General features: G+C 31.7%; 21 protein-coding genes and 1 pseudogene. 13 read left to right on the top strand and 9 right to left on the bottom strand.

Annotated elements, in window-relative coordinates; translation table 11 throughout:
- Positions 1 to 12: 12 nt before the first annotated feature.
- The 4 genes from rimP to ABMY20_RS03865 all read left to right on the top strand — a co-directional run bounded on the left by rimP (position 13) and on the right by ABMY20_RS03865 (position 5,525).
- A complete protein-coding gene (gene rimP / locus ABMY20_RS03880; protein WP_047790702.1) occupies positions 13 to 474 on the top strand; it encodes a ribosome assembly cofactor RimP in 462 nt (153 codons plus the stop codon).
- A gap of 12 nt (positions 475 to 486) precedes the next feature.
- The gene (gene nusA / locus ABMY20_RS03875) at positions 487 to 1,743 is read left to right on the top strand and encodes a transcription termination factor NusA (protein ID WP_047790701.1); all 1,257 of its coding nucleotides are present in this window, start codon (positions 487 to 489) and stop codon (positions 1,741 to 1,743) included.
- Between the two features lie 138 nt (positions 1,744 to 1,881).
- Entirely contained in the window at positions 1,882 to 4,737 is a 2,856-nt protein-coding gene (infB, locus tag ABMY20_RS03870) for a translation initiation factor IF-2 (protein WP_349264681.1), read from the top strand.
- Between the two features lie 365 nt (positions 4,738 to 5,102).
- Positions 5,103 to 5,525, top strand: coding sequence for a hypothetical protein (locus ABMY20_RS03865; RefSeq protein ID WP_159488563.1), 423 nt, complete (start codon positions 5,103 to 5,105; stop codon positions 5,523 to 5,525).
- A 34-nt stretch (positions 5,526 to 5,559) separates the two neighbouring features.
- Here the strand turns inward: ABMY20_RS03865 and ABMY20_RS03860 are convergent, their stop codons facing one another.
- The 5 genes and pseudogenes from ABMY20_RS03860 to panB form a co-directional block, all read right to left on the bottom strand.
- Positions 5,560 to 5,841 carry a TM2 domain-containing protein gene (locus tag ABMY20_RS03860; protein ID WP_159488561.1) on the bottom strand — a complete coding sequence of 94 codons (282 nt, stop codon included), beginning with the start codon at positions 5,839 to 5,841 and terminating at the stop codon, positions 5,560 to 5,562.
- A gap of 35 nt (positions 5,842 to 5,876) precedes the next feature.
- Positions 5,877 to 6,269, bottom strand: a pseudogene (locus ABMY20_RS03855) (VOC family protein).
- A gap of 1 nt (position 6,270) precedes the next feature.
- Positions 6,271 to 6,729: a DUF1801 domain-containing protein gene (locus ABMY20_RS03850; RefSeq protein WP_073182208.1), complete on the bottom strand. Its 459-nt coding sequence runs from the start codon at positions 6,727 to 6,729 to the stop codon at positions 6,271 to 6,273.
- 24 nt (positions 6,730 to 6,753) lie between these two features.
- Positions 6,754 to 7,692, bottom strand: coding sequence for a 2-hydroxyacid dehydrogenase (locus tag ABMY20_RS03845; RefSeq protein ID WP_173358920.1), 939 nt, complete (start codon positions 7,690 to 7,692; stop codon positions 6,754 to 6,756).
- A 52-nt stretch (positions 7,693 to 7,744) separates the two neighbouring features.
- The gene (gene panB / locus ABMY20_RS03840; RefSeq protein WP_047790694.1) at positions 7,745 to 8,563 is read right to left on the bottom strand and encodes a 3-methyl-2-oxobutanoate hydroxymethyltransferase; all 819 of its coding nucleotides are present in this window, start codon (positions 8,561 to 8,563) and stop codon (positions 7,745 to 7,747) included.
- A gap of 168 nt (positions 8,564 to 8,731) precedes the next feature.
- Here panB and ABMY20_RS03835 point away from each other — a divergent pair, with 168 nt between their 5' ends.
- From ABMY20_RS03835 to ABMY20_RS03815, 5 genes are all read left to right on the top strand, one after another.
- On the top strand, positions 8,732 to 9,205 hold the full coding sequence (locus tag ABMY20_RS03835; RefSeq protein ID WP_349264680.1) for a nuclear transport factor 2 family protein: 474 nt from the start codon (positions 8,732 to 8,734) through the stop codon (positions 9,203 to 9,205).
- A 4-nt stretch (positions 9,206 to 9,209) separates the two neighbouring features.
- Entirely contained in the window at positions 9,210 to 10,130 is a 921-nt protein-coding gene (locus ABMY20_RS03830) for a hypothetical protein (protein ID WP_349264679.1), read from the top strand.
- Positions 10,131 to 10,145: 15 nt separating this feature from the next.
- Complete coding sequence (locus ABMY20_RS03825) at positions 10,146 to 10,718, top strand: sigma-70 family RNA polymerase sigma factor (protein ID WP_047790691.1); 573 nt, start codon at positions 10,146 to 10,148, stop codon at positions 10,716 to 10,718.
- Between the two features lie 4 nt (positions 10,719 to 10,722).
- Positions 10,723 to 10,983, top strand: a complete 261-nt coding sequence (locus tag ABMY20_RS03820) for a hypothetical protein (protein ID WP_047790690.1) — start codon at positions 10,723 to 10,725, stop codon at positions 10,981 to 10,983.
- Between the two features lie 111 nt (positions 10,984 to 11,094).
- Positions 11,095 to 11,736 (top strand): O-methyltransferase, encoded by a 642-nt coding sequence (locus ABMY20_RS03815; RefSeq protein ID WP_349264678.1) that lies wholly within the window; start codon positions 11,095 to 11,097, stop codon positions 11,734 to 11,736.
- 158 nt (positions 11,737 to 11,894) lie between these two features.
- On the opposite strand, the gene ABMY20_RS03810 is transcribed toward ABMY20_RS03815, so the two are convergent.
- The 4 genes from ABMY20_RS03810 to ABMY20_RS03795 all read right to left on the bottom strand — a co-directional run bounded on the left by ABMY20_RS03810 (position 11,895) and on the right by ABMY20_RS03795 (position 19,931).
- Complete coding sequence (locus tag ABMY20_RS03810; protein WP_349264677.1) at positions 11,895 to 13,274, bottom strand: thrombospondin type 3 repeat-containing protein; 1,380 nt, start codon at positions 13,272 to 13,274, stop codon at positions 11,895 to 11,897.
- A 148-nt stretch (positions 13,275 to 13,422) separates the two neighbouring features.
- On the bottom strand, positions 13,423 to 14,625 hold the full coding sequence (locus ABMY20_RS03805; RefSeq protein WP_349264676.1) for a hypothetical protein: 1,203 nt from the start codon (positions 14,623 to 14,625) through the stop codon (positions 13,423 to 13,425).
- An 89-nt stretch (positions 14,626 to 14,714) separates the two neighbouring features.
- Positions 14,715 to 17,465, bottom strand: coding sequence for a TonB-dependent receptor (locus ABMY20_RS03800; RefSeq protein WP_349264675.1), 2,751 nt, complete (start codon positions 17,463 to 17,465; stop codon positions 14,715 to 14,717).
- 135 nt (positions 17,466 to 17,600) lie between these two features.
- Positions 17,601 to 19,931 carry a TonB-dependent receptor gene (locus ABMY20_RS03795; protein ID WP_349264674.1) on the bottom strand — a complete coding sequence of 777 codons (2,331 nt, stop codon included), beginning with the start codon at positions 19,929 to 19,931 and terminating at the stop codon, positions 17,601 to 17,603.
- Between the two features lie 131 nt (positions 19,932 to 20,062).
- Between ABMY20_RS03795 and ABMY20_RS03790 the strand changes: the two genes are divergently transcribed.
- The 4 genes from ABMY20_RS03790 (at position 20,063) to kbl (ending at position 26,043) form a co-directional block, all read left to right on the top strand.
- Positions 20,063 to 20,722: a metal-dependent transcriptional regulator gene (locus ABMY20_RS03790; protein WP_159610952.1), complete on the top strand. Its 660-nt coding sequence runs from the start codon at positions 20,063 to 20,065 to the stop codon at positions 20,720 to 20,722.
- Between the two features lie 26 nt (positions 20,723 to 20,748).
- Entirely contained in the window at positions 20,749 to 21,585 is an 837-nt protein-coding gene (locus ABMY20_RS03785) for a ZIP family metal transporter (protein WP_349264673.1), read from the top strand.
- Between the two features lie 89 nt (positions 21,586 to 21,674).
- Positions 21,675 to 24,803, top strand: coding sequence for a UvrD-helicase domain-containing protein (locus ABMY20_RS03780; RefSeq protein WP_349264672.1), 3,129 nt, complete (start codon positions 21,675 to 21,677; stop codon positions 24,801 to 24,803).
- A 46-nt stretch (positions 24,804 to 24,849) separates the two neighbouring features.
- Positions 24,850 to 26,043: a glycine C-acetyltransferase gene (kbl, locus tag ABMY20_RS03775; protein ID WP_047790681.1), complete on the top strand. Its 1,194-nt coding sequence runs from the start codon at positions 24,850 to 24,852 to the stop codon at positions 26,041 to 26,043.
- Positions 26,044 to 26,091 lie beyond the last annotated feature (48 nt).

Genomic DNA, 26,091 nt, shown 5'->3' with positions numbered 1-26,091 from the left:
TTTATACCTAAGATGAATCAAGAACGAGTTAGAGAATTATTACAAGAAGCCTTAGAAGAAAACAAATCTTTATATTTAATAGATTTACAATTCTTGTCGGATAACAAAATAAAGGTAATAGTAGATGGAGATTCAGGTGTGCCACTAAGTGAGTGTATTCGTATTAGTAGGAATATAGAGCATAATTTAGATAGAGAAGAAGAAGATTTTTCGTTAGAAGTGACAACACCAGATATTGCACATCCAATAGCTGTAAAACGTCAGTATAAAAAGAATATCAACCGAATTCTAAAAGTTAAAACAGCAACAGAAGAATTTGAAGGAACGTTAACTGAGGTAACAGAAGATACCATTACCCTATTTTGGAAAGCAAGAGAGCCTAAGCCAATAGGTAAAGGAAAGCATACGGTAGAAAAAACAAAAATACTAGCGTATCAGGATATTAAAGAAGCAAAAGTGAAGATCATATTTTAATTAGAGAATGAAATGGAAAATATTGCGTTAATAGAATCATTTTCGGAGTTTAAAGATAATAAAAGTATAGACAGAGTAACATTAATGTCTATCTTAGAAGAAGTATTTCGTGCAGCCTTAAAGCGTAGGTTTGGGTCAGATGAGAATTTTGATATCATTATAAACCCTGATAAAGGAGATTTAGAGATTTGGAGAAATCGAGTGGTGGTGGCAGATGGAATGTCTGAAGATGATAATGAGGAAATAGAACTAGCAGAAGCAAGGAAAATTGAACCAGATTTTGAAATTGGAGAAGATGTTTCTGAAGAAGTAAAGCTAGTAGATTTAGGTAGACGTGCTATTTTAGCATTACGCCAAAACTTAATTTCTAAAATTCACGAGCATGATAGTACAAACGTTTTTAAACAATTTAAAGACTTAGAAGGAGAAATTTATAGTGCAGAAGTACACCATATTCGTCATAATGCTGTAATTTTGTTGGATGATGAAGGAAATGAGATTGTTTTACCAAAGAGTGAACAAATTCGTTCAGACTTCTTTAGAAAAGGAGATGCAGTTAGAGGAGTGATAAAATCTGTAGAGTTAAGAGGTAATAAACCCGCTATTATTTTATCAAGAACTTCACCAGCGTTCTTAGTGAAATTATTTGAACAAGAAATTCCTGAAGTTTTCGATGGTTTAATTACTATTGAAGGCGTAGCAAGGATTCCTGGAGATAAAGCAAAAATAGCAGTAGATTCTTACGATGATAGAATAGACCCCGTTGGAGCTTGTGTTGGTGTAAAAGGATCTCGTATTCATGGTATTGTTCGTGAATTAGGAAACGAAAATATTGATGTAATTAACTATACAAAGAACGAACAGTTATTTGTAGCAAGAGCCTTAAGTCCTGCAAAAGTAACTTCAGTAGACATTGAAATGTTTGATGAAGAAAAGAATGGTAAGAAAGGACGTGTTAATGTTTTGCTGAAACCAGAAGAAGTATCAAAAGCAATTGGTAGAGCTGGTGTAAATATTCGTTTAGCAAGTGAGTTGACAGGTTACGAAATTGACGTTCAAAGAGAAGGTATTGAAGAAGAAGATGTTGAATTAACAGAATTCTCTGATGAAATTGAAGCTTGGGTAATTGAAGAATTCAAGAAAATAGGTTTAGATACAGCAAAGAGTGTCTTGGAAAAAGATGTATCAATGTTAGTACAAAGAACAGATCTAGAGGAAGAAACAATTTTAGATGTTCAACGAATTTTAAGAGAAGAATTCGAAGATTAAATATAACACAAAAAAGGAAGCTAGTGTCCTAAATATAGGAAACTGTATAAAATCTAGCAAAAAGAAGAAAAAGAGCATAACTATACGTACTAGAGACGTGTAAAGTGTGTTTTTTCAATAAAAAGTATAAAATAATATATGGCTGAAGGCAAAAAATTAAGACTAAATAAGGTTTTAAGAGAACTAAACATTTCTTTAGATAGAGCTGTTGAACACCTAGCTAAAAATGGCTATGAGATTGAAGCTCGCCCTACTACCAAAATATCAGATGCAGAATATCAAATTTTATTTGATGGTTTCCAAACTGATAAATCTAAAAAGGTGGCCTCTAAGGAAGTGAGCGAAGAAAAGAAAAAAGAGAAAGAGGCAATTCGTCAGCAATTAGAACAAGAGCAAGAAAGAAAGAGATTAGAAGAGGAAGCTAAAAAACAAGAAGTTTTAAAAGCCAAAGCTGAAAAGTTAGAACTTAAAACAGTAGGTAAAATAGATGTTGAAACTGGTAAGGCTATTGAAGAAGTAGCTGAAGAGGTAAAACCGGAGCCTACTAAAAAAGAGGAGAAAATAGAGGAACCAAAGAAAGAAGAGCCTATTAAACCAGTTCAAGAAACTAAAAAAGTTGAAGAACCAGTTAAGGTCGAAGAGAAAAAGCCAGAGCCTCCTAAAACTGAAAAACCAAAGGAACAAACAGTTAATACTCCTAAAAAGGAAGTGAAGAAAGAACAGCCTAAAGAAGTTAAAAAGACTGTTGAAAATAAGGTTAAAGAGGTGAAGCAACCAGTAAAGGAGGTAGAAATAACTCCAGAAAATGCTGAGAAAATTAAAACTCAGTACAAAAAATTAGAAGGTCCTAATTTTACAGGTCAAAAAATTGACTTAAAACAATTTGAAAGACCAAAAAAGAAGAAACCTGAAGCTAATAAGGCTGATGGAGATAAAAAGAAGCGTAAAAGAATTAGCAAACCAGGAAGTCCTGGAACAGGCGCTAAACCTCAAGGAAATAACCGAGGAGGTCAAAACCGAGGAGGCCAGAGAGGTGGTAACCGAGGAGGTCAAAGAGGTAGAAGACCAGCAGCTGCTCCAAAAGAAGAACTAACAGAAGCACAAATCCAAAAACAAGTTAGAGAAACTTTAGAAAAACTTCAGGGTAAATCTAAAAAAGGAAAAGGAGCAAAATACCGTAGAGATAAAAGAGATGCCCACCGCCAGCAAAGTGAAGCTGAATTACAGGCAGCACAAGCAGAGAGTAAGGTGTTGAAAGTAACAGAATTTGTTACGGTTAGTGAAGTAGCAACTATGATGGATGTTCCCGTTACCCAAATTATTTCTACATGTATGATGTTAGGAATGATGGTAACAATGAATCAACGATTAGATGCTGAAACATTACAAATTGTAGCAGAAGAATTTAACTATACTGTAGAGTTTGTTGGAGCTGAAGTTGAGGAATCTATAGAAGAAGTTGAAGACAAGCCAGAAGATTTAATAACTCGTGCACCTATTATCACAGTGATGGGACACGTAGATCACGGTAAAACATCATTGTTAGATTACGTCCGTAACGCGAATGTTATTGAAGGTGAATCAGGAGGTATCACACAACACATTGGTGCTTACGCAGTGAAGGTAGGAGAACATAAAATAGCTTTCTTAGATACTCCAGGTCACGAAGCCTTTACAGCAATGCGTGCTCGTGGTGCTCAAGTAACGGATTTAGTTATTATTGTAGTAGCTGCAGATGATGATGTAATGCCACAAACAAAAGAGGCGATTTCTCACGCACAAGCAGCAGGAGTGCCAATTATCTTCGCAATAAACAAGATAGATAAGCCTAACGCGAATCCAGATAATATTAAAACACAACTTTCTTCTATGAATTTATTAGTAGAAGATTGGGGAGGTAACATTCAGTCGCAAGAAATTTCTGCTAAAACAGGACAAGGGGTTGATGAGTTATTAGAAAAAGTATTATTAGAAGCGGAAGTATTAGAGTTAAAAGCAAACCCTAATAAAAACGCAAACGGAGCTGTAGTAGAAGCTTTATTAGATAAAGGTAGAGGATATGTATCTACAATATTGGTACAAGCAGGTACATTAAAAATTGGAGATTATATCTTAGCCGGAAAGCATAGTGGTAAAGTAAGAGCTATGTTTGATGATAAAGGAAGGAAAGTAAAAGAGGCAGGACCTTCTACGCCAGTATCAATTTTAGGTTTAGATGGTGCACCACAAGCAGGTGATAAGTTCAATGTATTTGAAGATGAGCGTGAAGCTAAGCAAATAGCAGCAAAACGTTCTCAATTACAACGTGAACAATCTGTTAGAACACAAAAAACATTAACACTTGCAGAAATTGGTCGTCGTATTGCATTAGGAGACTTCAAAGAGTTAAATATCATCTTAAAAGGAGATGTTGATGGTTCGGTTGAAGCGTTAACAGATTCGTTCCAAAAGCTATCTACAGAAGAAATCCAAGTGAATATTATTCACAAAGGAGTTGGAGCAATTACAGAATCTGACGTATTATTAGCAACAGCTTCAGATGCAATTATCGTTGGATTTAACGTACGTCCGCAAGGAAATGCGCGTTCGGTAGCAGATAGAGAAGAAGTTGATATCAGAACTTACTCAATCATTTATGACGCTATCAACGACCTGAAAGATGCAATGGAAGGAATGTTGTCTCCTGAAATGAAAGAAGAAGTTCTTGGTAATGTTGAAATTAGAGAAGTTTATAAAATTTCTAAGATTGGTAACATTGCAGGATGTATGGTGATGACAGGGAAAATTACAAGAGACTCTAAAGTTCGTGTAATTAGAGATGGAATTGTAGTTCATGATGGTGTGTTAGCTTCATTAAAACGTTTTAAGGACGATGTTAAGGAAGTAACTAAAGGATACGATTGTGGTCTTCAAATTAAAGGATATAACGATATTAAAGAAGGAGATACATTAGAAGCATATACTGAAGTAGCAGTTAAGAAAAAGCTTAAATAGCTATTTAATATAATATAGTATAAAAAGACACCTAATTTAGGTGTCTTTTTTATATTTGGTATTTAAGCAGATATTTTACTTGTTTATCACTAGTTGTTTTTAAAGTGTTAATTATTATTCATAATTAATGTTTTTAAAATGTTTGCAAAGGTTATAAACCCTTTGTGGATTATTATTTTAATGATACTTGTATATACATGTTTACAGAAGATCAAAAAACTAGAATAGGTGTGTAGTATTTGTTCCAGTAGAATTTAGAGTCTACTATAGCAGACTAATTTATTTTAATACGAAATTCATATATTAAGACGTTCTTTATTTAAAAGAGCGTCTTTTTATTATGATTAACTAGAAAGTAAGAATAGATGAAATACCTAAAAATAATAACTCCTGTAGTATTTTTATTAATGATGAACTGTGCAGCACAAAATAAAATAAAAGAGTTTGATAAAATAGCTTATGAAGCTCAAACAAGAGGAAGTATAGTGCAGTTAACTATCGAAGGAAATAACTTATCGTACAAAATAAATCAAAAAGAAGGGAGTAAAAAAGTAACTAAAGAACAATTAGAAGAATTAAACACTATAGTAAATGAGTTGAATTTAGAACAAATAAGCGATTTACAAGCACCAAGTGAAAAAAGAATAACAGACGCAGCTTTGCATGCGAAGTTTACTATTAAAATAGCTAATAAGGAATATAGGTCAAGTACATTTGATGCAGGTAACCCACCAAAAGAATTAAAAAAGCTGGAAGGTTTTTTATACAACCTTTCTGAATTGAAATAAAAAAAGCGCCTTTAGGCGCTTTTTTATATGATGATTAGAACCATCCTTTCTTATTTACTTGATAGGTTTCAACAAATTCTTCATCTGATTTTGTTAGATAAATAATCCCTTCAATTAAACCAATAATACTACTTACAAAGCCACCAAAACCACAAGTTAACACAGTTACCAATAGCATTATTATTCCTTCTTTTGTATATCCTAACACAAATTTGTGAATTCCAAATACCCCTATGATTATTCCTAAAATACCAGCTAATACACGTTTACTTTCTTGATTAGGAACAGTATTCCCGTTTTCATCAATTACATCCATTTTTTTATTTTTTTATTTATTAGACGGTGCTAAATTTATAAAAAAGCTTCGTCTTTTGGCTCCCATAATTCAATTTTATTTCCATCTAAATCTACAACCCATCCAAACTTACCATAATCATACTCCTCTATTTTATCCATCACTGTAATTCCTTTTTCTTTTAACTCTTCTAACAACCCCACTAAGTTTTCTACTCGGTAATTGAACATAAAATCTTTTTTAGACGGTTCAAAATAGTTTGTATCATTCGCAAACGGACTCCATTGTGTTGAAGCTTTTTTACCCTCATTATCTTTTCACCAAAACGTACAACCCCAGTCATCTGTGTTAAAACCTAAGTTGTTTTTATACCAATCTTTCGTTGCTTTCGGGTCTTCTGTTTTAAAAAAAACTCCTCCTATTCCTATTACTTTACCTTTTTTCTTCATTTTATTTCTTTTTTACAACTGATTCGTAGATAGAAATCCATTCATCAACAGTCATTTTTGTACATAATTTAGTAATTAATTTATACGGAATATCATCCAGCTTTTTAAAACGAATACAACTTTTTCCCATATCTAATTTCCTTTTTGAATACTTAGGATATTCTGTCACAAACCAATCATATAACTCTTTTTTAGCATAAATTCCGCTATGATATAGATTTATTGAGTTTTTTTGTGAAGCTAAATTCATAAAAGGAAGAGGTAATTTTGGATTACAATGATAACCATCGGGATATTTTGAATGTGGAACATAATACCCAATCATATTATAATTGATTCCTTCTTCAAATCCTTTAGGTAGGTTTTCCTTAATAAGGTTACGAAGCTTTTGTAAAACTTCTTGTCGTTCTTCTGGGACTTGAGAAATATATTCTTCTACTGTAGCTGCTTCATATTTCATGTTACATGATTTTGAAGCATCAAGTTAACAAAATTTTTCTTTAATTTTATCTACAATAGTCTGCGCTAACTTTTCTTTACTTTCTATGGTCCAACCAGCAACATGAGGAGAAAGCAACACATTTTCTGCTTTTATTAAATACTGAAATGCCTCGGGCATTTCTTGGTTTGTAAATAGGTTTTCAAACGATTTTTTTTCATACTCTAATACATCCAATCCTGCTCCTAAAACTTTTCCTGATTGTAAAGCCACTACTAAATCTTTTGTTACTACTGATTTTCCTCTAGCTGTATTTAACAACCAAAATGGTTTTGAAAAACCATTAATAAAGTCTGAATTAACCATATTCATCGTTAATTCTGTTTGTGGAGTATGTAAACTTAAAACATCAGTTCTTTTTTGAAGTTCTTCTAAAGAAACTTGTTTACAATTATTATCACCAACATTCGGCTTAATATCGTAACATATTACTTCTACATCGAAACCACGGAGTTTTTTAGCAAAGGCTTTCCCCATATTACCATAACCGATGATTCCAACAGTTTTTCCATCCAATTCTACACCTCTATTTTCTTCTCGTAACCATTTACCTTCTCGTACCTCTTTATCTGCTTTATTAAGCTTGTTAAACAAAGAAAGTAACATTCCTAACGTATGCTCTCCTACTGCATTTCGATTTCCTTCTGGTGCTGATATTAAGTGTACTCCTTTCTTTTCAGCATAATCACAATCAATGTTTTCTAATCCAGCTCCTACTCGTCCTATAAATTTAAGGTTTGATGCTTTATCTAAAAATTGTTTATCAATGGTAAATCGACTACGAATAATAACTCCATCATACAAATGAATTTTAGCTTCAATTTCTGATTTTGAAGAGATATAATCTTCATAGTTTTCAAAACCTAAATTCTTTAGTTTATTTATTAACAGAGAGTGATTAGTGTCTAAATGAAGTATTTTCATTTTAAAAATATAATCTTAAACAAAAAAGTCTCCCAAAAGGAAGACTTTTACATTAATACTGTTCTTCTTCGTTTGGAAAGTCTTGACTTTTAACATCTGTAATGTACTGTTCAAATGCATTTGTCATTCCTGTATATAAATCTAAGTACCTACGTAAGAAACGAGGATTAAACTCATGTGTCATTCCTAACATATCGTGAGTTACTAATACTTGTCCATCTACACCTGCACCTGCTCCAATTCCTATAACTGGAATTGTTAAAGCTTCAGCAACTTTTTGTGCTAACTTAGCAGGAACTTTTTCTAATACAATAGCAAAACAACCTAATCTTTCCAACATTAAAGCATCTGTCATTAACTTTTCTGCCTCAGCTTCTTCTTTTGCTCTTACTGTATAAGTTCCGAACTTATAAATAGATTGAGGAGTTAACCCTAAGTGACCCATTACAGGAATACCTGCATTTAAAATTCGTTTAATAGAGTCTTTTATTTCTTTTCCTCCTTCTAGTTTTATTGAGTGTGCTCCACTTTCTTTCATAATTCGAATAGCCGAACGTAATGCTTCTTTTGGATCTGATTGATAACTACCAAAAGGCAAGTCAACCACTACTAAACAACGATCTATTCCTCTTACTACAGAACTTGCATGATATATCATTTGATCTAATGTAATAGGCAATGTAGTTTCATGACCAGCCATTACATTTGATGCTGAATCTCCCACTAAGATTACGTCTACTCCTGCACCATCAACAATTTTTGCCATAGTATAATCGTAAGCCGTAAGCATTGAGATTTTTTCTCCATTTGCTTTCATTTCAACAAGAGATTTAGTGGTAATTCTTTTATATTGTTTTTTTGCTACTGACATTTCTTTTTTTTTATGGATTGTAAAAATACATAATTATTATTCACTGGTTTTATTTATTATATTTTCATAATCTCTTTAATTTACTTTTTTTAATGCCGTTAATCTTCTGTTAATTAAATTTTAGCCTTTTATTTTTTTAATAGCTTTACCTAACTAAATCAAACTAACGTGCAAAAGGTTTTTACTTTATTAATTGTTTTTGCTCTTACAACTGTGATAAGTGCACAAGAAAGCTCAGAAAAAAAAGACATTAAAAAAACTATTGAAACTTTTTTTGAAGGGCTTCATAAAGGTGATAGTACATTAGTAAGCTCAACTCTTAATTCTACAATTAACATTCAAACTACTTTTACTAATAAGGAAGGCAAAAAAGTTTTGGTTACAGAAAGTAAAGCCAAATTACTTACTAATATTGCTAATAAAAAACCAGAACATACTTATTTAGAAAAATTAGTGTCATGGGGTATTAAAGTGGATGGTAATTTAGCTTCTGTATGGACACCTTATGAGTTTTATTTAAACGGAAAGTTTAGTCATTGTGGAGCAAATTCTCTCCAACTTTTTAATAATAATGGAAAATGGGAGATTATATACTTAGTTGATATGAGACGTAGAAACAATTGTAAAGCCCTTAAACAATAGTTTTATGAAAAAAATTGGATTTCTTTTTTTATTTGTTTCTTGCTTTAGTTTTGCTCAAGAACCTGAATTATTTCACCCAGAGTTATTTAGTGATTTACCAAACGTCAGAGATTTTTCAATAAGCAAAAATCAAGATGAATTTTATTTCACTGTTGAAAGCTACTTGAAAGAATATTCGTTTATAGCTTTTTCAAAAAAAGTAAATGGAAAATGGCAGAAACCTGGAGTTGTTAACTTTTCTGGTAGGCATAAAGACTTAGAGCCCTTTTTGTCTCCTGACGGATTGAAGCTTTTCTTTGCTTCTAACAGAATGAATAATACCTCTGGTGAGGTAAAGAAAGATATGGATATTTGGTATGTAACACGTGAGTCTTTTTCTCATGATTGGTCTAAGCCTATAAATATTGGGTCGCCAGTTAATACTCCTGCGGATGAATTTTATCCGTCAGTGACAAAAAAAGGAGACTTATTTTTTACTGCAGAATATGAAAACTCTAAAGGTAAAGAAGATATTTATGTAAGTAGACTTATTAATGGTGTTTACTCCAAACCTGTTTCTCTTGGTCCTGGAGTAAATTCTGAAAAATACGAGTTTAATGCCTTTGTTGCTCCTGATGAAAGTTTTATCATTTTCACTTCGTATGGAAGAAAAGATGATTTAGGTAGAGGTGACCTATACATAAGTAAAAAAGGAAGAAATAAAGAATGGTTAGCTTCTAGACACTTAACAAATATTAACTCTAACAAATTAGATTATTGCCCTTTTGTAGACCTTTCAAGTAATAAAATTTATTATACAACAAATAAAAGTAAAATTTCAAATAAGTTAAGTAAAAAGAAAAGTTTAGATGAAATAATTAATTTTATTAAAAATACTCCTAATGGACTAAGTAGAATTTATGTTACTTATTTCCACAAAAAATAACTTATCTTTGATTTAATGAATCTAACAAATCCTTCAAATACTTTATCTCCTGATAAATGGGTAGACAATTATGCAGATTATTTATTCAATTATGCTGTTGTTCGTGTAAATAATTCAAACATAGCTAAAGATTTAGTGCAAGAAACTTTTTTTGCAGGATTAAAATCTGCTAAAAACTTTGAAGGAAAGTCTACAGAACGAACATGGCTAGTTTCAATCTTAAAGAGAAAAATAATCGATTATTATCGAAAAATAAATTCTAAAAAAGGACAAGCTGAAGTTAGAATGAGTTTTTATGATAGCGGAGAAAATGAAGGAAACTGGATTGAGGAGCGAGTACCACAAACATGGGATAATGATGCTGATAGGAATATTGAAAATGAAGAGTTAAAAAATCAATTAGATAAATGTATTGATGGGCTTCCTGAAAAATATGCCATGGTTTTTAAAATGAAAACAATTCAACAATTTGAAACTGAAGATATTTGTAAGGAGTTAGATATTTCTCCGTCCAATTTATGGGTTATAATACATAGAGCAAGAACACAGTTAAGAAGCTGTATGGAAAAGAACTGGTTTAATAAGTAAAAAAATGTTTAAATTTTTAAAAATTACATGTGATGAAGCTACTACCATTTGTGACAAAAGTCAATATGGAGAAGCTTCTATATATGAAAGAATGCAACTTACTTGGCATTTATTAACTTGTAAGATTTGTGCCTTGTATACAAAACAAAATAGAAAAATGTCTGATATCTTCAAGTTAAAATCAGAAGATTGTAAAAAACATACCGCTTGTTTATCAAGTAAAGACAAAGAAAAATTAAAAGAACAGTTAAGTAAATTTAATTAGACAATTTTGGTTTTTTAAAGAACCATTTTTTGATTTTTTGTTAGATTGAAACGGAATTTATTATAGTGATAAATTCCGTTTTTTTAATTTTGCCCATTAAAAACAACCTACATGAACTTTTTACCTGAAGAATTAGATAATTATGTTGTTAAACATTCTCAAGCTGAACCAAAAATACTACAAGAACTAAGTAGAGAAACTTGGCAAAAGGTTTTAAACCCTCGCATGTTAAGTGGAGCTTTTCAAGGAAGAGTTTTATCTATGATTTCAAAATTAATTCAACCTAAATCAATTTTAGAGATTGGTACATACACAGGGTATTCTGCTTTATGCTTGGCTGAAGGACTTTCAAAAGATGGAATGATTCATACGATTGATAAAAATGAAGAGTTAGAGGAGCTCCAACATAAATACTTTCAGCAATCTGACCATAAAAACCAAATAACTCAATATGTTGGTAATGCTTTAGATATAATTCCAACTATAGATTCCAAATTTGATTTAGTATTTATCGATGCAGATAAATCTAACTATGTAAACTATTTTCGCTTGATTATTGAAAAAATGAATAAAGGAGGTGTTATTTTATCTGATAATGTACTTTGGAGCGGAAAAGTAGTTGAGAAGTTAAATCCTAAAGATATAGACACTAAAGTTCTTTTAGAGTATAATAGACTTTTAAGTGAAGATAGTCGTTTAGAAACTGTATTACTGCCTATAAGAGATGGATTAACTATTAGTAGAATTGTTTAAAAAACAGTTGATAAGGAATATAGCTCAAGTACATTTGATGTAATAACCCCACTAAAAGAATTAAAAAAGCTAGAAGATTTTTTATATAAGCTTTCCGATGTAAAAGAATAAACAAAAAACCGAGCAAATTGCTCGGTTTTTTGTTTAAAGAAAGGATATTAATTCTTTTTATAAATTTTACTTTTTTTACCGTCTTTATCAATAAAATAGAAACCTTCGGATAGGCTTTTAATAACATCAGTTTCTTCTGTTTTATTGTTGATAGTAGTTTCTTTAACCTTATTCCCGTTTACATCATGGATAGTCAACTGGGTAGCAGGGCTTTTAGAAGAAGAGGAGTTAACGCTAGCGTAAGCCTGATTGTTACTCTCATTAGATTCAGACGTATTTCCATGATAATCTGCTATAGCATGTAAATAATTAAAGTTTGAAAGGTTATATCCTAAGTAATTATCCCATATATATATTTCTGAGCACATCTCTTTAGTTTGGTTTGGAGCTATGTTTAACGAAGAGCTAGGATAAGGAAGGTTAGCTACAATACTTGAACTATTCAAGCTCGAGCTGTTTGTTAGAATTAAAGCTGTATTATTAATTGTACCGGTTGCAGCTCCTATGTTTTTAATATTAACACAGAATTTATGGTTTTGATTTTCTCTAAGAGTTAATGAATTATCATCGTTCGTATTTGTGGTTAAACCACCTGCATCAATAGATATGCTTACAATTACAAAATCAGGATTGCCAACAGGACATCCATTGTTAGAAGAAGGACCTGCTTGGTTGGGGCAGTTGTCTTGCCAGTTTTGTACCCCATCACCATCAAAATCTCTAGTATCTTTAGGAACCGTATAAGTAAGTATCTCTGAATTACCAGCATATTCAAATTTCAAATAAAATTTTCTTTTAGGGTCGGTGTCATAGTCAATAAAGCTAGTTCCCCATGGTTCTCTTTTGGTTAAAATGGGGAAGAACTCTTCATCCATTTCCCATACAGTTTTTGTTATCAGGTTACTTTGATTGATACTGTTGTAGTATATAGAGATAGTAATATCATTATTACCACTATTATTTTTACCTCTATAATCACCTTGAATTTCGTATTCGTATTCAAAAGTACTATTTCTTGAAAAATTTTTATAGTATGCTTGATTTACTTTAAAACTTTTTATTTGTTTTGGTAAAGGAGTGCTTCTACATGATATTTGAGTTATTGAATGAGGAAGGCTTAATCTGTAATCTTCATCTGAATGTTCACCAACTCTTGAAGATGTTAAATAATAGTAATTGAAGCCCTGACCAAAATCTAAAAAGTAGAACTTGTTTGGTTCTAAAGGTGTTGAGTCTTGAATGTTCACATAAAACCTACCAATTAAATCTTGAAAATCAAATGTCTCTTCACAAGGAATGTTTTCAACCATTTCTTTATTGAAAGTACCTAAAGCTTTAGAGCTTGAATAGAAAACGTGAGAATTATAAGATTGAGAAAAAGCTTGTAGTGACAATAGGCATGCTAAAAGGAATAATTTTTTTTTCATAGTTTATATATTTTATAATTAATCACTTATAAAAATCAAGATTTTTTCTTGTTTATGAGTTAACAACAGATTACTAAAAAGTAAATAAACTATAAAACAAAAAAACCGAGCATATTGCTCGGTTTTTTTATTTTTAATTAGAGTTAGATTACTTTTTTAAAGTATATCCTGTCCAAGAAAATTTTGTAAAGTCAGCTCCTCTACCTGCTTTTACAGTTAAGTTATCACCATCAGCAGTAATAGCTTCAGCATCTTCTACAACAGTTCCAGTAATAGTCCCACCTTCTTTGTTATCACCAACAGTACCCATTTTATAAGAGTTTGTGATTGTTAAAGATCCATTGCCCTTATCATCTTTTGTGTCAATTAAATTTCCAAAAGTAGCACCGCCATAAGCAGCAAATAAAGCATTGTCAATTGTAGCTTCAGTTCCTCTTCTAATTTCAGCTCCTGCTTTTAAAGCTGTAACGCTAGATAAGTTTAATACTGTAACATTTTTAATCGTAGGAGTAGATATTGGTGCAGCTGCTGGGTTAGAACCATTACTGTCTCCTTCTATACCTCTTGGGTCTTCAGTAGCATCGTTAAATCCGTTTTCTCTTACACCAAACATGTTGTCCATAGTTCCTGTATAACCTCCAGTAAAGTCAAACATATCATCCTTAATGTTAATACACATTACATTTGTTACGTTAACAGTACCTCCGAAGAATTCAATACCATCATCAGCTCCATTAGAAACAACTAAATTGTTAATTGTTGTACCTGACCCTACAGTATAGAAAGAAAATCCATTAAATTCTTGATCTCCGTTGATTTTAGCTCCTGTGTACTCAGCTTTAACATACGTTAATGTTCCTGAGTTATCATCATCTTGAGTACCACCATATTTTAAACCGGCTACTTCAGTTTCTGCTTCAGCTCCTTTATTTGTTTTAGCTTTACCAGCAATAACAATACCTCCCCAATCTCCTAATCTAGGACTAGTTGCATTAGAAGTAAAAACAATTGGCTGAGAAGCCGTTCCTGCAGCTTCTAATTTTGCACCTCTTTCAACAGCTACATAAACATCAGTACCTCCTGCCTTGCACTTAATAGTTGTTCCTGGCTCTATAGTTAAAATTTTACCTTCTTTTACTCTTAAAGAACTAGTTAATAAATATTCAACTCCAGCTTTTAATGTAATGTCTGCATTAACATTTCCTTTTAAGTCTTTAGGATCAAAGTCATCTTGCCCGTTAATTTCTAAATCAAAACCTTGGCTTGGAGGTGTAACTGGGTCATCATCAGAACATCCAACCATTAATGATGCAGAAATTGCTAAAATTGATAATAATTTAATTGTTTTCATTTTTTCTTTTATTTATTTTAAATAGTGTTGCAAATTTGGTGTTATTGCTTCAAGGTAAGATTACCTTAAGTTTAATAAAATATTAATAATTATAATTTGTAAGATAACCCTAATGAGAAGTCAATTCCTCTTTTGAAAGATTTTGTTACAAGTTTGTTAGGAACATCTCTATACATTTCATAGCTAGGGTTTAATAAGTTTTTGGCATTAATTTTTAAACCAAGCTTCTTGTTGAACTGTCTTTTAAAAACGAAGTCTAGTGTTGGTATAGATTTCTGATAAATACTTTGTAACCCATTAACTGAACCAATACTGTAAAGTTTCTCTCCCTGATAATTAAATATTAAGGTAGCAATTGTTTCTTTATTATCTTTTTTGTAATTGTAAGAAATATCCGTATTTAATAAAAACGGTGCTGCTCCTTCAGTAGGTTCCTCTGAGTTGGTGGGATTAAACTGATTTGTAACATTAAATGTTTGATTGGTGTTCATATATGTCGCATTCAACCCTAACTTAATATTTTGGTCATGTTCATCGTTGTTTTTAGAAAGGTTAAGAATTTGTTTTCTTAGTTCTATTTCTGCTCCATAAATAGTGGTGTTACCGGTGTTGTTGAAAGAGAAAAAGTTGTCAGAAGCTGCATTTAACTCTATTCTATTTATACCATCTTCAATGTACTTACCGAAAATGGTTGCAGAAATTAATTCTCCTCTATTAGGGAACATTTCCCATTTAAAATCTAAATTATAATTTGTTGAAGGTTGTAGGTTTTCATTACCTTCTTCTTGATAATCTACACCTTCATAAACAAAAGGAGCGACTTCTTTAAATTGTGGGTAGGTGTACGTTTTACTAGCAGATAACCTTAGTAAATTATCATCATTAATGTCATACTTTAAGTTTAAGGAAGGTAAAATATAATTATCTCTCAGCTTTTTAGGTCCTCCATTGTCTGTAGTGGAGTTTGTTAAGTTTGTTTTCCATGCAACATCCATCCAGATATTTTCATATCGAGCACCTATATTCATAAAGAACTTATCTGTTATTTGATAATCTAACATGGCATAAGCGGCATTTGTCATTTTATCAGCATCATAAGTGAAAGGATCTAAAGCGTTGTCTCCAAATCCGAATCCAGTTTTTAATCTAAAAACACCATTGTCTAATGATTGCTGATTTAAAACTTGACTAATATTATTTGGGTCAACTTCTGTAGGAGCAGCTAAATCATAATCAAAATAAATAGCTCTAAAGTCTCTAACAGTATTTCTAAATTCGTACCCTAAAGTTATCTTAGCTTTGTGTTCGTCTTTTATTCTTGTTCCAAAATATTTAATTAAGCTAGTCTTAGCTGCAAAATCATCTTCAGTTAAATTATGATAGTATCTACTATTATTTCTAGCAGCCCCCGAAGCAAACTTTATGGTATTGTCATTTTTATTTACAACAAAAATATTTTTCTTTCTATTAGGCTCATCATTATTAACCATGTTATATGTTGCGCCTAAATTTAAATCAATAGATTCACCAAACTTATGCTCGGATAATAATTGGTTTACAAAAAGTCTATTTTGGTTTTCTGTTTGAAGAACTATGTTAGCAAATACTCCTTCAGAATCAGCAACATCAGGCTTTTTCCCAAAATAGTCTTGTATATTTTGATTGTTTGAGTGTATGAATAATGAATTATAAGAAACTTTATGATTATTATTAATCTTATAAATAAAATTTCCCATCAACATTTTAGAAGTTTCATAATTATATTGTTTAGCAGATGTAAAACGGTTTCCTGTTGATCCGTCATTTCTAAGGTAGTTTATTGATGTTCCATTTCTGAAATTATATTTATTTCCAAAGGAACCTACTAAAAACATAGATAGACTTGAGTCTTCGTTTATATCAAACCTCTTACTACCTGAGATTGATAAATTAGTATTTAAAGCAGCGTGAGTATTATTTGGAGTAAAATTATCTGTAAAAGGTAAAATATTAAGACTAGTTACTTTATGTTTAGTGTTGTTAGCTATACCAAACCAATTTGCACCATCAATTGTCTTGAAACTTTTGCCAGTTGTTTGTGTGTTAGCGCTAGAAGAAAAACCAATATTGATTGAAGAATTTCCAGAGTGTTCTTTAGAAGCTAAATCGATATTTGCACCTGAAACATCTCCGCTTAAATTAGCAGAAAAAGTTTTGCTTACTCCAATGTTTTGGATCATGTCAGTCCCAAAAAGCTCTAAAGATATGTTCTTAAACCTAGGGTCGTTAGAAGGTAAAGGTAATCCATTTAAAGTTGTTGTGTTATATCGATCCCCCAAACCTCTAACATAAACTTTATTGGAACCTTCTTGTTTTGATATCCCAGCTACTTTAGTTGTAGCAGTAGCAGCATCACTAACTCCTTTTTTAGATAGTTCTTGTGCTCCAATACTTTCTTTAATTACTGTAGCTTTTCTTTGTTCTAATAGTAAAGCAGTTTCTTTTTCTCTACTAACAGTTGCGTTAATTTTAACCTCGTCAAGTGCTACCCCTTCATTAGCGCCTAATTCTTGGTTTACTATAAGTGTTTTGTTTTCTTTTATTACTATTTGTTTTTCAATAGTTTGATAACCAACGAAACTAAATACAATGGTTTGGTTTCCTGCAGGCACACTAAGGGTGTACTTACCATCCATATCGGTTGTCCCCCCGATAGAAGTTCCTTTAATAAAGACATTAGCAAAAGGTAACGCCTCTCCGCTCATTTCTTTGTCAGTAACTGTACCAGTAACAGTACCTTTGCTTTGAGAAAATGCTAGATTACATAAGCTTAAAAAAGCTATAAATAATATTTTTTTCATTCTAATCTTTGAATTCTGTTTATTTATCCCGCAAAATTCAAGTTAAATAGTAAAGCTAATGTTAGGTATAAATTACGTTTGTATTATTAGAATGTTTAGTTAATGTTAACTGACTTTCGATATGTTATCAAAGCATTAATTGTTTGTAAACTTTATACCAAAAACAAAGGTTCTCGGTGTAGCTGGACCGTAAATGAAATTGCTGTCACGCTCTTTACCTATATCAAACTTTGACTGGTATTCATCAAAAATATTTTTGATTCCAGTAGTAAGTTCTAGGTTCGTGTTTAGTTTTTCTAAATTAAATGTATAGCTAGCGTTAACCCCTAAATTAAAAAAAGAAGGAGAACTAAAGTATTCGTCTTCTGTTAAATTTTTGGGAGAAGCTAAATGTAGTACTTCCATACTTCCAGTATATACTAAATTTAGAGCTGTTTTAAATTTTTGGTTTGGAGTATAAGTCGCAGTAGCATATCCGTAAGTGTTTGGTGTACGTAAAAATTCTTTTTTTAAGGGTAGTTCGTCTGAGTTGTTTACAGCTGAGTTGTATTTACTAGATTGGTAGGTGAACCCAGCATCTAGCTGTAGAATTCCATCGTAGTTTAATCGTGTTTCTAAAGTAATTCCTTTTACTACGGCGCCATCACCATTTCTTTTTTCAAAAACTTCACCAAACTCATCTTCTCCAATAGACTCTAAATAAAAAGCATCTTTTAAGTTAGTGTAAAAACTCTCAAAAGTAAATCCGTAAATATAATGTTCAGTAGGCTTGTCGTAGTTGAATGAAAGTGTGTAGCTGTTAGAGCGTTCTCTTTTTAAATCATCTGCTAATAATACTCGAGAAATTCCACCACCAGCAAAAGCTATGTGTAAATCGGTGTCAAAAGCTTGTGGAGCTCTAAAACCAGTTCCCCAAGTTCCTCTAATTTGTGTGTTTTCAAAAGGCTTGTATAGTAAAGATACTCGTGGACTAGCTACGTTGTTTACAATAGTTTTTTCTGTTCCGTCTTGCTTTAAAGCGTTTAATTTATGGTTGTCGTAACGAATACCTGTTAGTAAATTTAATTGCTTGTTGATTTCCCAATCGCTTTGAAAAAAGAATCCGAAGTTTTGTGTTAATTGATCTACTTTGTACTCGTATGCTTCTATAACATCAAAAACATCATCTTGTACAAATTCACCACCTAAAGTCAGTACATTATTTCCACCTAAAAATTTCTCTAATTTATGATTGAATTGTAAACCTCCTTGAAAAGTCGTTGTCGTAGAGTTACCATATGGTGGTTTAGCTAAATGTTCTGTGTCTTCAGGAGTGTTTGTGTCAGGGCGAATTCCTGTGTAGTGTTCTCTATCGGTATATTGTGTAGCTAAATAGGAAATTATAGAGCTTTTGTCATCATTAAAATTAATTTGATAATCAATATTTCCTACATAAACATCATGCACACGTTCTTCTGATTGTAGCGCAAAATGAGGAGCTTTATCTACCATTTCACCACCATAACGATATTCATTCATTTTACTAAAGTTAACCTCTATTTTTTGATTGTCTGTTGGAAGGAAGAATAAATTAGTTCCAAAGGAATTATTTTTCAATTCAGGTAATTCAGAAAAATTATCACCATTAGCATCATACAGGTCTCTTTTTCTATTATTGATAAAAAACGAAGCACCAGCATTTCTGTCTTCATTTATTATTGTAGCATTTCCAGCAATTATGTGATCTGAAACTCCTTTAATATTTTGATAAGTATAACCAATGCTGTAATTATTTTTCTTCGGAATTTTTGTAATTACATTTACAGTTCCTCCTATGGCACTTGAACCATATAAGGCAGAGCCACCACCGCGGACTACTTCTATACGTTCAATCATATTAGTAGGTACTTGCTCTAGACCATATAACCCAGTTAACGGACTAAAAATAGGACGACCATTAATTAAAATTTGTGAATACCCGCCAGCTAAACCATTCATACGAAGTTGGGTATAGTTACAAGTTTGGCAATCTGTTTCTACACGTAAACCAGTTTGGAATTTTAATCCTTCAGATAAGTTACAAGCTTGTACATCTGATAAGGTTTGGCTATTGATAACATTAACTATAACTGGGCTGTTAGTTCTGCGTTTATCAGTACGTGTTCCAGTAACAGTAACTTGATCTAGAATTTCTGCGGTTTCAGTTAGTATGAAATTTACTGTTTTCTCTTCGTTAGTGTTTATTGTAATAGTCTTTCTTTCTGGTAAAAAACCAATAGATGAAGCAATTAAAACAAATTTGTTTTTAGCTGTTTTTAATGTGTAGTTTCCAGATTCATCTGTAGTTGTTCCGTTTTCTGTTCCCTTTATAAATACATTAGCGAAAGGTATAGTTTCTCCTGAAGATGAAGTGACTTTCCCTTTAATTGTTTGTCCGCTTACAATAGTTGATAATAATATAATTACTAAGGTAATATGATTTTTCATGTTAAAAATGATTTGCTGTTGAATGGTTTTAAATCAAAATATTTTTGCAAATATAAATTAATTTTTAGTCTAGACTAAAAATATGTTTAATTAAATCAAAAACTATATATTTGCATACCTAAAAAAATATAATGTTTAGTCAATCTGAAGAAAACTATATAAAAACAATGTATCATTTAGCTGCTGATTACAAGAAAGGAATTAGCACGAATGCGATTGCAAAAAAATTAGATACAAAAGCATCTTCAGTAACTGATATGATTAAAAAATTATCTGAAAAAGATGTAGTTGCTTATAAAAAGTATCAAGGGGTAACGTTAACTGATTTTGGAAAGAAAATAGCAGCAAATATTGTTCGTAAACATAGGTTATGGGAAGTTTTCTTGGTAGATAAGCTTAATTTTTCTTGGGATGAAGTGCATGAAGTAGCAGAACAGTTAGAGCATATTAAATCCCCAAAATTAATTAACGAATTAGATGCTTTTTTAGATTATCCAAAAAGAGATCCGCATGGAGACCCTATTCCAGACAAAGAAGGAAACTTGCAAATAATAGAAAAAAGTTTGTTGTCTACTTTAAAGAAAAATGAAATAGGTGTTTGCGTTGGTGTTGATGATAGTTCTTCAGAGTTTTTACGATTTTTAGATAAGCAAGAAATAGCATTAGGGAAACAAATAAAAGTGGTAGAAAAAGAGCCTTTTGATGGTTCTTTAGTCATAGAAATGGACGGGAAAACTCTTACAGTATCTAATAAAATAGCAAGCAATCTATATATTCAAAAACCACGTTAAGCAAATAATAAGAAATAATTTTATAAATGAATTTATTTAATCAACTAGTAAGTTTTGGTAAAGAACACCCAATTCAAGCAGCCTTGTATGCCTCGTTATTTACTTGGGGTTTAACTGCTTTAGGAGCAAGTTTAGTATTCTTTTTTAAAAAAATGAATAGAGCTGTTTTAGATGGAATGCTTGGTTTTACAGGAGGAGTAATGGTGGCAGCAAGTTTTTGGAGTTTGCTATCACCTGCAATTGATAACAGTCCGGGTGAAGGATTTGTAAAAGTACTTCCTTCGGCAATAGGGTTTGCTCTGGGGGCTTTGGCGCTTTTTGGAATGGATAAATGGTTGCCACATTTGCATATTAATTTTAAAGAAGACGAAGTTGAAGGAGTTAAAACAAATTGGCATAAAACAACTTTGTTGGTTTTGGCAATTACCTTACACAATATTCCAGAAGGTTTGGCAGTAGGAGTGTTGTTTGGAGCAGCTTCAACCATGGTTGGGGTAGAGCAAACCGAAATGATAATTGCTGCTATTTCGCTAGCTATTGGTATTGGAATTCAAAATTTCCCAGAAGGATTTGCAGTTGCAATGCCATTAAGAAGACAAGGCGTAAGTCGTTTTAAAAGTTTTTGGTACGGACAATTATCAGCTATCGTTGAGCCTATGGCAGCAGTTCTAGGTGCAGTAGCGGTATCTTTTTTTACGCCAATTTTACCTTATGCATTAGCATTTGCTGCAGGAGCGATGATTTTTGTAGTAGTTGAAGAAGTAATTCCTGAAACCCAACGAGATAAATATACTGATATTGCTACCTTAGGTTTTATTGGTGGGTTTATAGTAATGATGTCGTTAGATGTTGGTTTAGGATAGAAAAACCCTCGTATGAAACATAAAAGTACAATTCCCGCAAAAGCGGGAATCTTTTTTTGGTTAAATTGCCTACCTAATTATATTTTACTTTGTTAGAAAACCCGTCAACTTTTCAAGTATACAATGCTTCTGCTGGTAGTGGTAAAACTTTTACATTAGTTAAAGAGTATCTAAAAGTTTTGTTGCAATCTGAAGATATTTTTCGCTTTCAAAAAATATTGGCAATTACGTTTACCAACAAGGCGGCTGGTGAAATGAAAGAGCGTGTATTAGATAACTTACAAGCTTTTGCAGAAGGAGAAGCAAATGATTTGCTTGAGATTATTTTAGAAGAAACATTACTTGATAGAAGTGTCGTAAAAGACCGAAGTAAAAAAATATTAAATGAAATTCTTCGAAATTATTCTGCTTTTTCAATTACTACGATTGATAGTTTTACACATAAAATTATTAAGAGTTTTGCTTATGATTTAGGGCTACCACTTAATTTTGAAGTGGAAATGGATGCTGTTTCTTTGCTAAATGAAGCAGTAGATGTACTGATTTCAAAAATAGGAAGTGATGAAGCGTTGACTAAATTACTTATTGATTTTTCTCTAGATAAAGCAGATGATGATAAATCATGGGATATCTCTCGTGAATTAAATGAGTTTGCTAAAATTTTGTTGAATGAAGATGATACCAAGCATTTTAAAAACCTAGCTGATAACGAACTTGCCGATTTTACTAATCTAAAAACAAAGTTGTCAAAACATCAAACGCAAATAAAAAAACGTTGGAAAGAAATTGGAGAAGAAGCTTTGCAAGCTATTCAATCAGTACAGCTAGATCATAAAGATTTTTACCGATCAATGTTGCCAAATCATTTTGTAGCACTGTCTAAAAATCCTGAAAAAGCAAAGTTTTTTGATCAAAGTAAATTAAGGGAACGAATTGAGGAGGGTAACTTTTATTCAAAATCAAAATCAGAGGATATAAAATCTGCTATTGAAGGAATTTTACCAGAATTACTAAAGCTGTATGCAGAATCGGAACAATTATATCAACAGTTTTCAATGAATAAGCTAGCGTTGAAAAGTATTATTCCATTAGCAGTTTTAAACAATATCAATCAAGAATTAACACACTTAAAAGAAGAAAATAATTTAAGATTGAATGCAGAATTCAATCATTTAATTTCAGAAAACATCAAAGACCAACCTGCTCCGTTTATTTACGAGCGAATCGGGCAACGATTTATGCATTATTTTATTGATGAAATGCAAGATACATCAACCTTACAATGGCAAAATTTAATACCGCTAATAGATAATGCGCTAGCACAAGAAAATAGTAATTTGTTGTTGGTAGGTGATGGAAAACAAGCAATTTATCGTTGGCGTGGAGGTAAATCAGAACAATTTATAGGATTGGGTTCAGAAAAAGATAATCCGTTTCAAATTTCTAAAGAAGTAAAAACTTTAGAAACTAATTTTAGAAGTTATGCTGAGGTGATTAATTTTAATAATCAGTTCTTTCAACATACAGCAAATTTTCTTCAAAACGAATCATATAAACAATTATTTATTGAAGGAAATAAACAATTAACAACTGCTAAAAAAGGGGGATATGTCTCGCTTTCTTTTTTAAGGAAAGAAGAAAATAAAGAAGAGGAAGGAATTAAGTATCCAAAGAAAGTTTTAGAGCTTGTTAAAAATTTAGAAGCTGACTTTACGCTGAATGAGATTTGTATTTTAGTTCGTAAAAAGAAAGATGGAATTGCAGTAGCAAATTACTTATCTGAAAACGGAATTGATATAGTTTCCTCGGAAACATTACTGTTAGAAAATAGTTCTAAAGTCAATTTTATAGTAAATGTTTTGCAAGTAATTCAGCATCCAAATGATAAGGAAACCTGTCTGGAAATGCTTTATTTTTTGCAAGAACATTTAAAAGTAGCTAAAGATAAACACTTGTTTATCGATAGTTTAATACAACAACCAAATGAAAAACTCTTTTTAGAGTTAAAAGAATATGGAACATCTTTTGATTTATCTACATTTCATCAGTTACCTTTTTACGAGAAAATAGAGGAAATTATTAGAAGTTTTCAGCTAATAGCTTCATCAGATGCCTATGTGCAATTCTTTTTAGATGTGGTTTTAGAACAACAACGAAAAGGAACAAGTATTCAAGAATTTTTAGATTATTGGTCGGAAAAAAAAGATAAGCTGAGCATTGTAGCTCCTGAGAGTGGAAATGCGGTACAGGTTATGACAATTCATAAATCAAAAGGTTTAGAATTTCCAGTAGTTATTTTTCCATACGATTTGGACATTTACCGACAAGTAAATCCTAAGGTTTGGTTAAATGAATTACCAGAGAATTACGACAAGTTTAAAGAATTACTCGTTCCTTTTAATAAAGAGTTGAATTATGTGAATGATAGAGGTTTTGAGATTTATGAACAACAAAGAGAAGAGCTGGAATTAGATAATTTCAATTTATTATATGTAGCACTCACTAGGGCTGTTGAGCAATTATATATTGTAACAGAAAATAAAATTTCATCCAAAGGAGAAGAAAATACGAATTTTTACTCGGGAGTATTTATTAACTACCTAAAAAAGGTAGGTGAATGGAATGATGAAGTTTTGGAGTATTCCTTTGGAAATAAAGAAAGGGTAAGTATTTTAAAAGAGAAAGCATCAGGAGTTCAAATACAAGAGTGCTTTATATCTACACTTTGGAAAGAACATAATATACATATGCTGGCAAGTGCATCAAAATTATGGGATACAGAACAAGGAAAAGCTATTGAGTTTGGTAATTTGGTTCATGAAATGATGGCAGAAATAAAGACGAAAGAAGATGTTGAGAAAGTGGTTTATCGTTATGAACAGCAAGGAGTATTGCCACGAGAAAAATCATCTGAAGTAATAAAAAATATACAACAAATAGCAAATCACTCTGAGTTAAAAGAATATTTTTCTGAAGAAGTTGTAGTGTTTAACGAGAGAGAAATTGTAGATATTGATGGGCAAATAGTAATTCCAGATAGGTTAGTTTTTTATTCGAAAGACGAAGTCGTGATTATAGATTACAAAACAGGGAAGCCCTCTAAAGCATATCATCAGCAATTATTGCGATATGGAAGAGTATTACAAGCATTGAATTTTAAGGTGTTGAAAAAACTACTTGTATATATTGACGAAGAAATTTTGGTTGAAGAAGTTTAACAACTAACTTTGACCCATTATAGCAAACAACTTTCAAACATAAATTATGTACGGAAAAATAAAAGAACAATTACAACAAGAAATTCAGGATATAAAAGATGCTGGATTATATAAGTCAGAACGAATTATTACTTCATCACAAGACGCAGTGATAAAAATATCTACAGGAGAAGAAGTGATTAACTTTTGTGCTAATAACTACTTAGGGTTGTCAAATCATCCAGAAGTAATTCAAGCAGCAAAAGACACAATGGATACGCATGGTTTTGGAATGTCATCCGTACGTTTTATTTGTGGAACGCAAGATATTCACAAGCGACTAGAAAAAAAGATTGCTGATTTTTATACTACTGAGGACACTATTTTATATGCAGCAGCTTTTGATGCCAATGGAGGTGTTTTCGAGCCATTATTAACCAAAGAAGATGCTATTATTTCTGATAGTTTAAACCATGCATCTATTATTGATGGAGTGCGTTTGTGTAAGGCAGCACGTTATCGTTATGATAATAACGATATGGCATCATTAGAAGAGCAATTAATTGAGGCAAATAAGCAAGGACATCGTTTTAAAATTATTGTAACTGATGGAGTTTTTTCTATGGACGGAATCGTAGCGAAGTTAGATGAAATTTGTGATTTAGCAGATAAGTACGATGCTATGGTAATGGTAGATGAATGTCATGCAGCTGGGTTTATTGGAAAAACAGGTAGAGGAACTGTAGAGTTAAAAAATGTAATGGATCGTGTTGATATTGTTACAGGAACCTTAGGGAAAGCACTTGGTGGAGCCATGGGAGGATATACCACAGGAAAGAAAGAAATTATAGAAATTTTACGCCAACGTTCACGTCCATATTTATTTTCAAACTCATTAGCACCTGCTATTGTAGGAGCATCTTTAAAAGTATTTGATTTATTAGCTAATGATACTACATTGCGTGATAAACTAGAGTGGAATACTAACTATTTCCGTACTGAAATGGAAAAAGCAGGGTTTGATTTAGTAGGAGCTGATGCTGCAATTGTTCCAGTTATGTTGTACGATGCTAAATTATCACAAGTAATGGCAAATAGGTTGTTAGAAGAAGGCATTTATGTCATTGGCTTCTTTTATCCAGTAGTTCCAAAAGAACAAGCAAGAATTAGAGTACAGTTGTCTGCAGCTCATGATAAAGACCATCTAGACAAGGCTATAAAAGCATTTGTAAAGGTTGGGAAAGAGCTGAAAGTGATATAAATTAGTCCTTCAAAAACTTGTATTTATTGTAAGTTTTTGTAGATTTGT

Source organism: Tenacibaculum sp. SSH1-16 (assembly GCF_040104435.1).
GTDB lineage: Bacteria > Bacteroidota > Bacteroidia > Flavobacteriales > Flavobacteriaceae > Polaribacter > Polaribacter mesophilus.
Note: the sequence above shows the minus strand (reverse complement) of the source record. Positions and strands in the feature narration are given on the sequence as shown.